Annotated in this window: 13 protein-coding genes and 1 tRNA gene; 8 read left to right on the top strand and 6 right to left on the bottom strand. The window is 69.2% G+C overall.

The features are described 5' to 3' along the window. Positions 1-6 precede the first annotated feature (6 nt). From ACIRJP_RS20460 to ACIRJP_RS20425, 8 genes are all read left to right on the top strand, one after another. The gene (locus tag ACIRJP_RS20460; protein ID WP_404175882.1) at positions 7-750 is read left to right on the top strand and encodes a YcnI family protein; all 744 of its coding nucleotides are present in this window, start codon (positions 7-9) and stop codon (positions 748-750) included. 45 nt (positions 751-795) lie between these two features. Then, positions 796-1,446 (top strand): SCO family protein, encoded by a 651-nt coding sequence (locus ACIRJP_RS20455; protein ID WP_404175879.1) that lies wholly within the window; start codon positions 796-798, stop codon positions 1,444-1,446. Further along, positions 1,443-1,892 carry a copper chaperone PCu(A)C gene (locus ACIRJP_RS20450; RefSeq protein ID WP_404175876.1) on the top strand — a complete coding sequence of 150 codons (450 nt, stop codon included), beginning with the start codon at positions 1,443-1,445 and terminating at the stop codon, positions 1,890-1,892. The genes ACIRJP_RS20455 and ACIRJP_RS20450 overlap by 4 nt, the downstream gene beginning before the upstream one ends. A gap of 14 nt (positions 1,893-1,906) precedes the next feature. Then, positions 1,907-3,919 (top strand): copper resistance CopC/CopD family protein, encoded by a 2,013-nt coding sequence (locus ACIRJP_RS20445; RefSeq protein ID WP_404175873.1) that lies wholly within the window; start codon positions 1,907-1,909, stop codon positions 3,917-3,919. Positions 3,920-4,017: 98 nt separating this feature from the next. After that, complete coding sequence (efeB, locus tag ACIRJP_RS20440) at positions 4,018-5,292, top strand: iron uptake transporter deferrochelatase/peroxidase subunit (RefSeq protein ID WP_404176272.1); 1,275 nt, start codon at positions 4,018-4,020, stop codon at positions 5,290-5,292. 27 nt (positions 5,293-5,319) lie between these two features. Further along, on the top strand, positions 5,320-6,255 hold the full coding sequence (gene pheA, locus ACIRJP_RS20435) for a prephenate dehydratase (protein WP_404175870.1): 936 nt from the start codon (positions 5,320-5,322) through the stop codon (positions 6,253-6,255). Between the two features lie 679 nt (positions 6,256-6,934). Then, on the top strand, positions 6,935-8,224 hold the full coding sequence (gene serS, locus ACIRJP_RS20430; RefSeq protein WP_404175867.1) for a serine--tRNA ligase: 1,290 nt from the start codon (positions 6,935-6,937) through the stop codon (positions 8,222-8,224). After that, positions 8,221-9,024: an HAD family hydrolase gene (locus ACIRJP_RS20425; protein WP_266731258.1), complete on the top strand. Its 804-nt coding sequence runs from the start codon at positions 8,221-8,223 to the stop codon at positions 9,022-9,024. Before serS ends, ACIRJP_RS20425 begins: the two co-directional genes overlap by 4 nt. Before the next feature lie 76 nt (positions 9,025-9,100). On the opposite strand, the gene ACIRJP_RS20420 is transcribed toward ACIRJP_RS20425, so the two are convergent. The 6 genes from ACIRJP_RS20420 to ACIRJP_RS20395 all read right to left on the bottom strand — a co-directional run bounded on the left by ACIRJP_RS20420 (position 9,101) and on the right by ACIRJP_RS20395 (position 14,064). Continuing rightward, positions 9,101-9,188: transfer RNA gene (locus ACIRJP_RS20420), tRNA-Ser, on the bottom strand. Positions 9,189-9,509: 321 nt separating this feature from the next. Next, positions 9,510-10,208, bottom strand: a complete 699-nt coding sequence (locus ACIRJP_RS20415; protein ID WP_404175864.1) for a hypothetical protein — start codon at positions 10,206-10,208, stop codon at positions 9,510-9,512. 292 nt (positions 10,209-10,500) lie between these two features. Then, a complete protein-coding gene (locus ACIRJP_RS20410; protein ID WP_404175861.1) occupies positions 10,501-11,220 on the bottom strand; it encodes an ABC transporter permease in 720 nt (239 codons plus the stop codon). Positions 11,221-11,250: 30 nt separating this feature from the next. Next, positions 11,251-12,162: an ABC transporter ATP-binding protein gene (locus ACIRJP_RS20405; RefSeq protein ID WP_404175858.1), complete on the bottom strand. Its 912-nt coding sequence runs from the start codon at positions 12,160-12,162 to the stop codon at positions 11,251-11,253. Continuing rightward, entirely contained in the window at positions 12,159-13,067 is a 909-nt protein-coding gene (locus tag ACIRJP_RS20400) for an ABC transporter permease (RefSeq protein WP_404175855.1), read from the bottom strand. Before ACIRJP_RS20400 ends, ACIRJP_RS20405 begins: the two co-directional genes overlap by 4 nt. After that, complete coding sequence (locus ACIRJP_RS20395; protein WP_404175852.1) at positions 13,057-14,064, bottom strand: ABC transporter ATP-binding protein; 1,008 nt, start codon at positions 14,062-14,064, stop codon at positions 13,057-13,059. The genes ACIRJP_RS20400 and ACIRJP_RS20395 overlap by 11 nt, the downstream gene beginning before the upstream one ends. Between the last annotated feature and the right edge of the window lie 105 nt (positions 14,065-14,169).

Below are 14,169 nucleotides of genomic sequence, written 5' to 3'. Positions count from 1 at the left end.
ACTGCCATGAACGTTTCCCGCATCGCCCTCGCCGGCGGCGTCGCCGCGTCCACCGTCCTGATTCTCGCCGGGACCGCCTCCGCGCACGTCAGCGTGCAGCCGCAGGGCGAAGCCGCCAAGGGCGGTTACGCCACCGTCAACTTCAAGGTCCCCAACGAGCGCGACGACGCCGCGACGACCAAGGTCGAGGTCAACTTCCCGACCGACCACCCGCTGGCCTCCGTCCAGCCGCAGGCCGTCCCCGGCTGGGACATCGAGGTCACCAGGAGCAAGCTGGCCAAGCCGATGGAGATGCACGGCCAGAAGATCAACGAGGCCGTCTCCAAGGTCACCTGGACCGCCACGGGCGACAAGGACGAGCGCGGCATCCGCCCCGGCCGGTTCCAGCAGTTCCCGCTCTCCATCGGCCAGCTCCCCGAGGACGCCGACCAGCTGGTGTTCAAGGCCATCCAGACGTACGACAACAAGGAAGTCGTTCGCTGGATCGAGGAGCAGAAGAAGGGCGCCGAGGAGCCCGAGAGCCCGGCGCCGGTCCTCGCCCTGACCGCACCCGCCACCGGCGAGCACGGTGCGGCCGCCGGCGCCAAGAGCGCCGACGCCGGTGCTCAGGCGGCGGACAAGGAGACGACGGCCGCTTCGGACGCGTCCGGCAGCGACACCACGGCCCGTGTCCTCGGCATCGTCGGCATCGTCATCGGCGTGGCGGGAGTGGCCTTCGGAGTCCTCGCCGGCCGCCGCCGCGCCGCCTGATCCACCGCACCACCCGTAACACCGACCCTCAGGAACCAGTGCTCCATGACTAAGAAAACGGTGCTGGCCGCGGCGTTCGTCGCCGCGGCCGCGCTCACCCTGTCCGCCTGCGGCAGCAACGACGACAACGCCAAGAAGCCCATCGCCGACGTATCGGTCGAGGCCAAGACCAAGGCCGCGACCGTCCTGGACCAGCCGTTCACCAAGCCGAACCTCGTCCTCACCGACACCCACGGCAAGAAGTACGACCTCCGTGAGCAGACCAAGGGCAAGCCGACACTGATCTACTTCGGCTACACCAACTGCCCCGATGTCTGCCCGCTCATCATGAGCAACATCGCCATCGCCAAGAAGGCGCTGCCCAAGGCCGACCAGGACAAGCTCCAGGTCGTCTTCGTGACCACCGACCCCGAGCGGGACACCCCGTCCTCGCTCGGCACCTGGCTCAAGTCCCAGGACGCCTCCTTCGTCGGCCTCACCGGCGACTTCCCGGCCATCCAGGCGGGCGCACGCCAGATCGGCATCGGCATCGACGCACCGAAGAAGGAGAAGGGCACGGTCGTCTCGATGCACGGGTCCCAGGTCATCGCGTTCTCGCCGAAGACCGACAAGGGCTATCTCGTCTACAGCGAGGACACCTCGCCCGACGACTACACCAAGGACCTCCCCAAGATCGTCAAGGGGGAGACCCCGTGAACCGCCGCACTGCCCTCGTCTCCGTCGCCGCCCTCACCGCGGGGCTGACGCTGGCGGGTTGCTCGTCCTCGGACGGCAAGCCGGAGCTGAAGGTGACCGGCGCGTTCATGCCGCAGCCCGTCAGCGACATGGCGGCCGGATTCCTCGTCGTGAAGAACAGCGGCGGGGCGTCCGACCGGCTCACCTCGGTCACCAGCTCGCTCTCCGACGACATCACGATCCACGAGACGAAGAACCAGACCATGCGCATGGTGACGTCCTTCGACGTGCCCGCGGGCGGTGAGCTGGATCTGCAGCGCGGCGGAAACCACATCATGTTCATGAAACTCAAGCAGCGGCCCGAGCAGGGCGACAAGGTGTCCGTGGAGCTGCACTTCGAGAAGGCCGACCCGATAAAGGTCACCCTTCCCGTGAAGGAGACCACCTACAACCCGAAGAAGCCATGAGGGACTGACTCGTCATGACAGCCACCGCCCCGCACTTCGGACCGACCCCGTCCACCCCCGCGATGCGCCGGCCACTGGCCGCGGCCGCGCTCCTCGCCGCCCTCGTCGGCATGGTGTTCGCCCTGTTGCTGGGAGGCGCGGGTCCCGCGTCCGCGCATGCCGCACTGACCGGGAGCGATCCGAAGGACGGGGCGGTGGTCGCCACCGCCCCCAAGGAGGTCACGCTCACCTTCTCCGAGCAGGTCGCCGTCGACGAGGACTCCATCCGGATCCTGGACCCCGACGGCAAACGCGCCGACACCGCTGCCGTCCCGCGCGATCTGGGGGGCGGTTCCCTCGCGAAGTACGGCGTCTCGCTGCACGCCGGACTGCCCGACGGCACGTACACCGTCGCCTGGCAGGCCGTGTCCGCGGACAGCCACCCCGTGTCCGGCGCCTTCACCTTCTCCGTCGGAGCCCCCTCCAAGACCACCGTGGCGCTCCCGACGAACCAGGCCGGGGGCGGCCTCGTCGGCACCCTCTACGGCATCGCGCGCTACGCCGCGTACGCCGGCTTCATCCTGCTGGCCGGCGGCTCCGCCTTCGTGCTGGCCTGCTGGCAACGCGGTGCGGGGGCCCGGCCGTTGCAGCGCCTGGTCGTACGCGGCTGGATGACCCTCACCGTCGCCACCCTGGCGATGCTGCTCCTGCGCAACCCGTACACCGGGTCCGGGAAGCTCGCGGACGCCTTCGACCTCGACGGCCTGAAGGCCGTGCTCGACACCAAGCCCGGCGCCGCACTCGTCTCCCGGCTGCTGCTGCTCGGCGCCTCCGCGCTCTTCATCGCCGTGCTCTTCGGCGCCTACGCCAAGCGCGAGGACGAGCGCGAGAAGAGGGACCTCACCTTCGGTCTGGCCATCGGCGGCACGGTGATCGCTGCCGGGATCGCCGGTACGTGGGCGCTCGCCGAGCACGCCTCGACCGGGCTCCAGCCCGGCATCGCCATGCCGGTCGATGTGCTCCACCTGCTGGCCGTCGCAGCCTGGCTCGGCGGTCTCACGACCCTGCTGGTCGCGCTCTACCGGACCCCCGACATCGGTGCGGCGGCCGTACGACGCTTCTCCCGCATCGCGTTCGGCAGCGTCATCGTGCTCACGGCGACCGGGATCTACCAGTCCTGGCGCCAGGTCGGTACCTGGTCCGCGCTCACCGACACCGCATACGGGCAGCTGCTGCTCGTGAAGGTGGGGCTCGTCGCCCTCCTCGTCGGGATCGCCTGGATCTCGCGGCGGTGGACGGCCCGCCTGATCACGGGCGGGGGCGGCCCGGCGGCGGAGGCGACGGAGGCCGAGAAGTCCGCTCCGGCCCAGGCGTCCGAAAGCACGGCCCCGGACGCCTCCGGAACCGCGGACGCTTCCGGGGCCACGGGCGCTTCTGGGACCACGAGCGCTTCTGGGGCCACGGCCGAGGACCCCGCGCGGGCGGCTCAGCTCGCCCGGCAGCAGGCCGCCGTGGCCACCGCCGAGAAGAAGCGGATCCGCGACGCCGACCCCGACCGGTCGGGGCTGCGCCGGTCGGTGCTGGCCGAAGTGGGCGTCGCCGTGGCGCTGCTGACGGTGACGACCGTGCTGACCTCGACCGAGCCGGCGCGTACCGAGGAAGAGGCGGCCCGCGCATCGACTTCGGCGGCCGCCCCGGCGGCCGCGGGCCCGGTCGAGATGAAGCTGCCCTTCGACACGGGCGGCGCCAATGGCAAGGGAACGGCGCGGATGGAGATCACTCCGGCCGGTACCGGCGCCAATGAGCTCCACCTCTGGATCGACGACAGCGACGGGAAGCCCATGGACGTCCCCGAGGTGAAGGTCGCCCTCACCCTGAAGTCCAAGGACATCGGCCCGCTCCCCGTCGTCCCCGCCCGGCTGACCGAGGGCCACTGGACCGCCGGCGACGTCCAGATCCCGATGGCGGGCAACTGGAATGTCGCCGTGACCGTCCGTACGTCGGACATCGATCAGACGTCCATCGACAAGAACGTGAAGATCGGCTGAGCAGGATCGTGAGCGTAGACAACAGCAGGAAAGCATCCCGCGGCGTGAACGGCGGCGCCGGTGACGACGGAGCCCGTGACGGCGGCGCCCGCGGCGAGATTGCCCGTACCGACGGTGGCATCTCCCGGCGTCGGCTGATCGGCAGCGCGGGCGCGGCCGGTGCGGCCGGGCTGGTGCTGGGCGCGGCAGGCGGTGCCACCGGCTATGCCGCGACCCGCCCCGACGAACCCACCGCACTGACCGCGGTCGGCTCCACCCAGGTGATGTTTCACGGGAAACATCAACCGGGGATCACCACTCCGCTTCAGGCGAGCGGCCATCTCGTCGCCTTCGACCTGGTGCCCGGTGCCGGCCGGAAGGAGGCCGCCGCCCTGATGCGCCGGTGGTCGGCGACGGCCGAACGCCTGATGGCCGGCGAGCCCGCCGGGAACGGCGCGGCGGACGGACCGGACCACGACACCGGGATCGCGCTGGACGCCGGACCGTCCTCGCTGACCGTCACCTTCGGCTTCGGCCGGACCTTCTTCGAACGCACGGGCCTGACCGACCGCCGCCCGCCGGGGCTCGACCCGCTGCCGCCCTTCTCCTCCGACCACATCGACACCGCGCGCTCCAACGGTGACCTCTGGGTCCAGATCGGCGCGGACGACGCCCTGGTCGCCTTCCACGCACTGCGGGCCGTGCAGAAGGAGGCCGCCCCGGCCGCCAGGGTCCGCTGGCAGATGAACGGCTTCAACCGCGCCCCCGGTGCCACGGCCCGGCCGATGACCGCCCGCAATCTGATGGGCCAGGTCGACGGCACCAACAACCCGAAACCGGCCGACAGCGACTTCGACCGCCGCATCTTCGTCCCGGCCGCCCGGGACGGAAGCGATGCGAAGTACGACTGGCTCGCGGGCGGCTCGTACGTGGTCGTGCGCCGGATCAGGATGCTGCTCGACGACTGGGAGAAACTCCCGGTGGAGCGGCAGGAGCAGGTCATAGGGCGCCGGAAGAAGGACGGCGCCCCGCTGAGCGGCGGCACCGAGACCAGCGCCATGGACCTCGACCGGGCGGGCCCCGACGGCAAGCTCCTGATCCCGGAGAACGCCCATGCCCGGATCTCCACACCCGAGAAGAACAGCGGCGCGGCCATGCTGCGGCGCCCCTTCTCGTACCACGACGGCATCTCGGCGGACGGCACTCCGGACGCCGGTCTGCTCTTCATCTGCTGGCAGGCGGATCCGCTGCGCGGGTTCGTCCCGGTGCAGCGGAAGCTGGACCGGGGCGACGCCCTGTCGCCGTTCATCCGGCACGAGGCGAGCGGCCTGTTCGCGGTGCCGGGCGGTGCGGCGGACGGCGAGTACGTGGGGCAGCGACTGCTGGAGTCCTGAGCCACCGGGGCGCATTAGGGTGACGGTATGTCCGCCACGCGCTACGCATATCTCGGCCCCGAAGGCACCTTCACCGAGGTTGCCCTCCGTACGCTCCCGGAAGCCGCCACCCGCGAACTCGTCCCCATGGTCTCCGTACCGGCGGCCCTGGACGCGGTACGCAGCGGGGCCGCCGCGGCGGCGCTCGTACCGATCGAGAACTCCGTCGAGGGCGGCATCACCGCGACGCTCGACGAGCTGACCACCGGCGAACCGCTGATGATCTACCGCGAGGTGCTGCTCTCCATCACCTTCGCCCTGCTGGTGCGGCCAGGTACCAAGCTGTCCGACATCAAGTCGGTCACCGCGCACCCGGCCGCCCAGCCGCAGGTGCGCAACTGGATGGCCGCCCATCTCCCGGACGCCGTGTGGGAGTCGGCGGCGTCCAACGCGGACGGTGCCCGGCTGGTACAGGAAGGCCGGTACGACGCCGCCTTCGCCGGTGAGTTCGCGGCGGCGACCTACGGTCTGGAACCGCTGGTGACCGAGATCCACGACGCGGAGAACGCGCAGACCCGCTTCGTCCTGGTGGGCCGCCCGGCCCGGCCGGCGGCGCCGACGGGCGCGGACAAGACATCGGTGGTCATCTGGCTGGGCGAGGACCACCCCGGTGCGCTGCTCGAACTGCTCCAGGAGTTCGCGGTGCGCGGGGTGAACCTGATGCTGATCCAGTCGCGGCCGACGGGGGCGGGCATCGGGAACTACTGCTTCGCGGTGGACGCCGAGGGGCACATCGCGGACCGCCGGGTCGGGGAGGCGCTGATGGGGCTGAAGCGGATCTGCCCGAAGGTGCGGTTCCTGGGTTCGTACCCGCGGGCCGGTGTGGCGGTGCAGGACGTACGGCCGTTGCGGGCGGGGACCTCGGACACGGAATTCACGGAGGCCTCCGACTGGCTGGCAAGAAACCTCGACGGCCGGGGCTGACGGCCGGGGCCGACGGCCGACGCTGAGGGCCGGAGCTGACGAACGGGCTGACGGACGAGACCGGGGAGACCGGGCCCACCGCACGCTCCCAGGCCTCGGCGCGCCTCCACCCCCGGTGCTATCTGCCGATTTTCGGCATCCACAAAGTTATCCACAGGGACGGTTCTCGACCTGGGGACAAGTCGACACCTCAATGCGGCATGGTCGACATATTGCCCCGATCGCCCCAGATGCATCCACAGGCCGCCGAACCATCAGGGTCACCCCGTGTCAGCCCCTGTCGCCTCAATTCCGTTGATCAACTCATCAGAAGGGGGAATTCCCACCCGAACGAGCGTCTGAAGTGGGTTTGAACGGGGAATCCGCGAGCCATCACACAGCTTCCGGAATGCCAACCTCCGGCATCCACAGACCTTCCTCACAGCCTGTGGATAACTTTCGGAAGGCCGGGAACCTGTGGACAAGCAACGATCAACTGCCCTTCCAGGCAAGGGGGATACGTCAAGACGAGTGAAGCCTTCTGCCCCATTTAGGGGAGTAGGCTCTTTTTATTGACGGCCGAGATCGACTTCAGCCGCACAATCTCCCCCAGCATTACCAATTCAGGCAATTAGGGCAAAGTGACACGCTCGGCAATATCGGTTCGAGCAGGGCAAGTACAGGCCGGTAGCCTGGAGGGGTGATTGACCTTCGCCTGCTCCGTGAGGACCCCGACCGTGTTCGCGCCTCCCAGCGCGCCCGTGGAGAGGACGTCGAACTCGTCGACGCCCTTCTCTCCGCCGACGAGCGGCGCAGGTCGTCCGGTGTCCGCTTCGACGAACTCCGCTCCGAGCAGAAAGCGCTCGGCAAACTCATCCCCAAGGCCTCGCCCGACGAGCGCGCCGAGCTGCTCAAGAAGGCCGAGCAGCTGAAGGCCGACGTCAAGGCCGCCGACGCGGCACAGGACGAGGCCGATGCCGAGGCCAAGAGCCTGATGCTCAAGATCGGCAACATCGTCCACGAGGACGTGCCGGTCGGCGGCGAAGAAGACTTCGTCGTACTGGAGACGCACGGCACGGTCCGCAACTTCGGAGCCGAGGGCTTCGAGCCCAAGGACCACCTGGAGCTCGGCGAGAAGCTCGGCGCCATCGACATGGAGCGTGGCGCCAAGGTCTCCGGTTCGCGCTTCTACTACCTGACGGGCGTCGGCGCGCTGCTGGAACTCGCCCTCGTCAACGCCGCGATCGCGCAGGCCACCGAGGCCGGTTTCGTACCGATGCTGACGCCGGCGCTGGTCCGTCCGCGCGCCATGGAAGGCACCGGATTCCTCGGCCAGGCCGCGGAGAACGTGTACCACCTGGAGAAGGACGACTACTACCTGGTCGGCACCTCCGAGGTCCCGCTCGCCGCGTACCACATGGACGAGATCATCGACGCCGAGAAGCTGCCGCTGCGCTACGCGGGCTTCTCGCCGTGCTATCGCCGCGAGGCCGGTACGTACGGCAAGGACACCCGGGGCATCTTCCGGGTGCACCAGTTCGACAAGGTCGAGATGTTCTCGTACGTCGACCCGGAGGACGCCGAGGCGGAGCACCGCAGGCTCCTCGACTGGGAGAAGCAGTGGCTCACCGCTCTTGAGCTGCCCTTCCAGGTGATCGACGTCGCCACCGGCGACCTGGGCGCCTCGGCCTCCCGGAAGTTCGACTGCGAGGCGTGGATCCCGACGCAGGGCAAGTACCGCGAGCTGACGTCAGCGTCGAACTGCAACGGCTTCCAGGCCCGCCGCCTGTCCGTCCGGATGCGCGACACCCGCGACGGCAAGAAGGTCCTCCAGCCGCTCGCCACGCTGAACGGCACGCTCTGCGCCGTACCGCGCACGATCGTGGCGATCCTGGAGAACCACCAGCTGGCCGACGGCTCGGTCCGGGTGCCCGAGGTGCTCCGGCCGTATCTGGGCGGGCGCGAGATCCTGGAGCCGGTCGCCAAGTGACCTTCCCGTACAAGCTCGTCGCGACCGATCTCGACGGCACGCTGCTGCGTGACGACGACACGGTCTCCGGGCGCACCCGTGAGGCACTGGCCGCGGTCGCCGCGGCCGGTGCCGCGCACATCATCGTCACCGGCCGCGCGGTCCCCTGGACGCGTCACATCCTGGACGACCTCGGCTACGAGGGTCTCGCCGTCTGCGGCCAGGGCGCGCAGGTCTACCACGCGGGCGAACGCAAGCTGCTGACCTCGCTGACGCTGGACCGGCAGCTCGCCGGGCTCGCGCTGTCCAAGGTCGAGGCCGAGGTCGGTCCGCTGGCACTGGCGGCGAGCCGTGACGGGCTCGACGGCGAAGTCATGGTCGGTCCCGGCTACCGGGTACAGGAAGGGCCGCTTCCGGCGGTCTTCGTGAAGGACCCCGCCGAGCTGTGGTCCGCGCCCCTTAACAAGGTCTACATACAACATCCCGAGCTGGACGACGACGAGCTGGCGAAGGCCGCACGCGCGGCCGTCGGCAACCTCGTGGACGTGGTCATGGCCGGTCCGGGAGTGGTGGAGATCCTGCCGCTGGGGCTGAGCAAGGCGACCGGGCTCTCGCTGGCCGCGCGCCGGCTGGGCGTGAAGGCCGCGGACACCCTGGCCTTCGGCGACATGCCGAACGACATCCCGATGTTCGCGTGGGCGCGGCGTGGCGTGGCGATGGCCAACGCGCACGAGGACCTGAAGGCCGTGGCCCAGGAGATCACCGCGTCCAACGAGGACGACGGCATCGCCGTCGTCCTGGAACGCCTGCTCCAGTCGTAGGTGTGCGGGCGCAGGCTTCGCGTACGGGTGCGGGTACGGGCTCAGGGTCGCGCGCGAGTGCGCGGCCCTGCTGCGGCGGAGGATGCGCGGATCGAACGCGCGCGGGGTTCGCAGCCCCGACGACGGCTTAGCAAGCCGCTGCCTTACCACTCGGCCAATCCTCCGGGTGGGCGGCCGCGCGATGCGCAGACAAGGCCGCCCCGGGCGTTCTGCTCCCAGCGGCGCGGCGGAGTCGTCGGCGACTACTCCGGCGCCGGCTCGGGTCCGCCCTGCGGGGAACTCGACGGACTCGGACTCTCGGTCATCGTCGCGCTCCTCTCCCGGCCTGTGACGTGCTTGTCGGCGTAGTGCTCTCTGACCGCGTGTGCCGTTCATGTGGCATGTGCCGTTCGTGGCGGCGTGTGCGGTACCAACCACTGTGCCGGGTACGGCCCTTCGACACCACCCGTTTTCCGGGTAGGGAAGGGCCGCGAACTCCTGCCGGATCAACGCTGCTTGTTGCTGCGGCGGCTCAGATCCTTCAGGTTGCGGGCGAGTTCGTCCATCCTGCCGTCGATACGGACGATGTCCTCGGACATGTGGCCCAGCCGCACGCTCATGGCGCCGACGACTTGATGGGTGACGTCCAGCCGCCGGTCGAGGCTGTCGAGCCGGTGCGACATCCGGTTGAGGACGGGCCCGAGTTCCTGGAGCGCGGTACCGACTCCGGCCAGGCAGCTCTCCACCCGGGTGACGCGGTGTTCGAGCGAGGCGTAGCCCGCCCGCAGGTCCTGCTCGGCGTCGAGCAGATACGTACGGACGCATCGGGCGATGTCGCTGTCGCGAAGAAGCATCGCGACGTTGAGGACGGTCCTGCGGGTGTAGACCCTGAGCTGGGTCGCCGCCTGTGGATAACTTTCCGGCACCTCCCCGCCCCATAGCGACAACATGTCGCCATGGAAGGAGCGCAGGTCAGCGCCGCGCAGAACACGCATCCCGTTCTGCATCAGCTCGACCTGGTGCCGATCGGTGAGCCTCTTCACAGCGGCTGTGGATACTTCGAAGTACCGAGCCACCTCCTCTGCGCGAAGGTGAATTCCGTCCGGGAGCATGACAAGGCCCTTTACCTTGTCGAGTACATCGACGCGCTCCATCTGCTCCACGCGCAGCGCGCGCGATTCGAGCAGGGCGACTTCTGTGGGCATGGGCAGGCCTTCCGATCAAGGAACGACGATTCGCGAAACCGTCGACGGGCAGCCCTGTCCCGGGCCTGAGGGGCGGAGGACGCTCACGGTTGCCACTCACTCAATGACCGATCCGACGGGCACTGCCTCGCCGGCATCGGCAATCCCTGTTCTCACGTAAGCCACGACGCCACGGATTCCAGTTGCCTCCACGCAGCCTGCCCAACGAACCGATAACCGTACAGTTACGCGTACGACTGTCCGAAATGCGTCAACCCCCGCCCGGAAGGCGGGGGTTGACGGGTGGGGCGAGTCACTCCTCGCCGGCCAGCTTCAGCGTGCGCAGTTTCTGGCCCGCGTACCAGGTCGCGACGACCGTGACCGCCGCCAGCAGGACCGTCGCGGTCGTCAGCCCGACGTCGGAGGTGATCGCGCCCGAACCGCCGACCTTCTCAGCGACAGCCAGGGACCACTGCTGGACGCTGAGCGTGCGCGCCCCCGGCACCAGGGAACCGAACAGGGCCTCCCACACCAGCGCGTAGACGAGGCCGAAGACGACCGCGTGCCGGCTGACGGTGCCCAGCAGCAGGAACAGCGCGCTGTACGCGATCGAGGCGACCAGCGCCGCGATGGTGTAGGCCACCGCGATCTGCTGGCCGTTGCCGTTGAGGATCAGGCCCGCGATCATCGTCGGCAGCGCGGAGAAGACCATGGTCACGGCGATGGCCACGATCAACTTGGTGAAGATGATCGTCGGCCGCTTCACCGGCTTGGACAGCAGGTAGACGATGGATCCGTCGTCGATCTCGGGGCCGATGGCCCCGGTTCCGGCGATCACGCCGATCAGCGGCACCATCGTGGCGATGGCGAAGCCGCCCAGCACGTCCGAGGCCACCTGGTCGTCGGACCCGGCGAACGTCCGTACCGCCACGGCGATGGCCACCAGCAGCACCGGCAGGACGAACAGGATGGCGGCCCGGCGCCGGCCGAGCAGGGCCCGGTAGGTGAGCCGGGCGACTGTGGGGTCGTACATGACGATTCACAGCTCCTTTCAGGCCACTACTCAGGCCGCTACGAGATAGGAAAAGACCGATTCGAGGGACTCGTCGGACGGCGAAACGGTCAGCAGACGGATCCCGTGCTCCCGCGCGACCTTCGGCAGCAGCTCGGTGAAGCGTCCGAAGTCGACCGCCTGGATCCGCAGGGCCCGTTCGCCCAGGTCCACCTCGATACCGGCCGTAGACGGGTCGGCGATCAGCGCGGCGGCGAGGGCGCGGTCGTCGCTGGAACGTACGAGATAGCGGTGCGGGCGGTCCGTCATCAGCCGGCGGATCTTGCGGAAGTCGCCGGACGCCGCGTGCCGTCCGGCCACGATCACCTCGATGTGGGAGGCGAGTTGCTCGACCTCTTCGAGGATGTGGGAGGAGAAGAGCACCGTACGGCCCTCTGCCCCCGTCCGTCGCAGCAGTTCCATCAGCTGCATCCGCTGGCGCGGGTCCATGCCGTTGAACGGCTCGTCGAGCAGCAGCACCGAAGGCTCGTGGACCAGGGCGGACGCCATCTTCACGCGCTGGCGCATGCCCTTGCTGTACGTCGAGATCTTGCGGTCCTGCGCGTACTCCATCTCGACCGTGGCCAGCGCTTTTTGCGCCTCCGCGTCGCCGAGCCCCTGGAGCTCCGCGTTGGCGACGACGAACTCGCGGCCGGTCAGGAAGTCGTACATGGCCTCCCGCTCCGGCACGATGCCGATCTCCTTGTACACGGCTTCGTTCCGCCAGATCGGCCTGCCGTCCAGCATGACCGTGCCGGTCGACGGAGCAAGAAATCCGGCCATCATGTTGATCAGCGTGGACTTTCCCGCGCCGTTCGGCCCGAGCAGCCCGGTGACGCCCGGTCCCACCGTCATGCTCACGTCGTTGACGGCGACCACATTGCCGAACCAGCGCGAGGTGTGGTCGATCTCGATGGTGGTCACAGCCCGACCCTCCGGTAGCGGCGCATCAGTACGGCGTACGAGCCGGCGACGAGCGCGAGAACAACGATCAGATAGACCACGCCGACCCCGGCGTCCGGGGCCGACCCGCCGGGGAAGGCCGAGCTTGCTCCGAGGAACGCGGTCTGCACGCCGCCGATCAGCGTGATGGGGGAGAAGAGCCCCAGCCACTCGACGGCCCCGGTGGAGCCCGTCTGCCAGGCAATGGCCTGGACCGTGGAGACCGCACCGTAGGTGATGGTCAGCACGGCGATCACCGCGGCGACGCCGAAGCCGCGGCGCGGTGTCAGCGCGGCCATCACCAGGCCCAGCGCGGCGAAGAGCACGGAGAGCAGCCCCACCGAAACCAGCCCCTGCCCGAATCCCTTGGTCTGGTCGGCGAAGTCGAACTTCCCGAGCAGCGCGCCCGCATAGAGGATGACGAGCGGCGCGCCGGTGAGGATGAAGAGCGCGGAAGCCATGGCGGCCAGCTTGGCCACGACGTAGTCGACCCGTTCGATCGGCCGCGAGAAGTACAGCGGCACGCTCTTGAAGCGCAGGTCCCTGGAGACCGACTGGGGCGCCTGTGCGGCGAGGAAGAGGCCGATCACGGCCTGGAGATAGATCGCGAACGCGGTGTACTTGACCGGCAGGGCGGTCGCCGTCGGGTTGGCGATGGCGACGGCGTCGATGATCGCCGCGATCAGGCACATCACGCCGAAGAGCAGCATCGGCAGCACCTTGGACTTGGCGGAACGGCCGAGTCCGAACGCACCGCGCAGCGACTGCGAGTAGAGCGAGCGCCGCGCATAGCCGCGGCCCAGCCGTGGGCCGTCGTAGGAGCGGTACCCGATGTTGTGGATGCGGGAGGTATCGCTCCCGGCCACGGTCCCGGTCTCAGTGCTCATCGCGACCGCTCCCCTTCTGCTGTGCGGCGGGCTGGTGAACGGCTCCGGCGGTCGCGAGTGCGGACGCGGACGCAGGCGTCCCTTCGGCACGGAAGACCTCGGCGATGTGGTGGCGCCGCTGCTCCATCCGCACGAGGCCGAGTCCGAGCCCGGCGACGCTGTCGCGCACGATGTCGTACGTCTCCTCGCCGACCGCCTCGACCAGCAGGATGTGGCCCGCACCGGGCAGTCCCTGCGCGTCGAGACCGTCCTGGCCGATGAACTTCACGCCGGCCCGGGTCAGGACCTGACGCAACGCGTCGGTGCCGTCCGGGTGGGCGTCGCTGTCGGTGACCTCGACCGCGAGGGTCGCGGTGGTCTGGGTGAAGTCGCTGGTGGAGCTGGAGCGCAGGAGCTTGCCGCCGTCGATGACGACGACGTGGTCGCAGGTGCGTTCCAGCTCGCCCAGGAGGTGCGAGGTGACCAGGACCGAGATGCCGAAGTCCGTGTGGACGCGGCGGATCAGTCCGAGCATCTCGTCGCGACCGACCGGGTCGAGGCCGTTGGTCGGCTCGTCGAGCAGGACCAGCTGCGGGTCGTGGACCAGCGCCTGCGCCAGCTTCACCCGCTGCTTCATGCCGGTCGAGTAGCCGCCGATGGGGCGGTAGCGCTCCTCGTACAGGCCCACGTGCCGGAGCATGTCGGCAGTGCGCTCACGGGCCGCCGTCGGCGGCAGTCCGGACATCCGTGCCATGTGGACGACGAACTCGGTGGCCGAGACGTCCGGTGGCAGGCAGTCGTGCTCGGGCATGTAGCCGACCCGTTCCCGGATGGCGGCGCCACTGGTGGCGACGTCGAGCCCGAGCACCGAGGCCCGGCCTTCGGTGGCGGGGGACAGACCCAGCAGGATCTTGATCAATGTGGACTTGCCGGCTCCGTTGGAACCCACCAGGCCGGTCACACCGGGGCCGATGTCCAAGGAGAGCCGGTCAAGCGCGGTCACCCGGGGGAACCGCATGCTGAGGCTTTCGGTCGTAATCACATCTGAGACACGGGGTTTAGCTAGAGTCGGCTCATGCCGATCGCTCCGGAGCATCTTCACCTCGCATATGACGGGCCTTTC

Source organism: Streptomyces sp. NPDC102437 (assembly GCF_044765565.1).
GTDB lineage: Bacteria > Actinomycetota > Actinomycetes > Streptomycetales > Streptomycetaceae > Streptomyces.
This window is presented reverse-complemented; position numbering and strand designations above follow the sequence as displayed.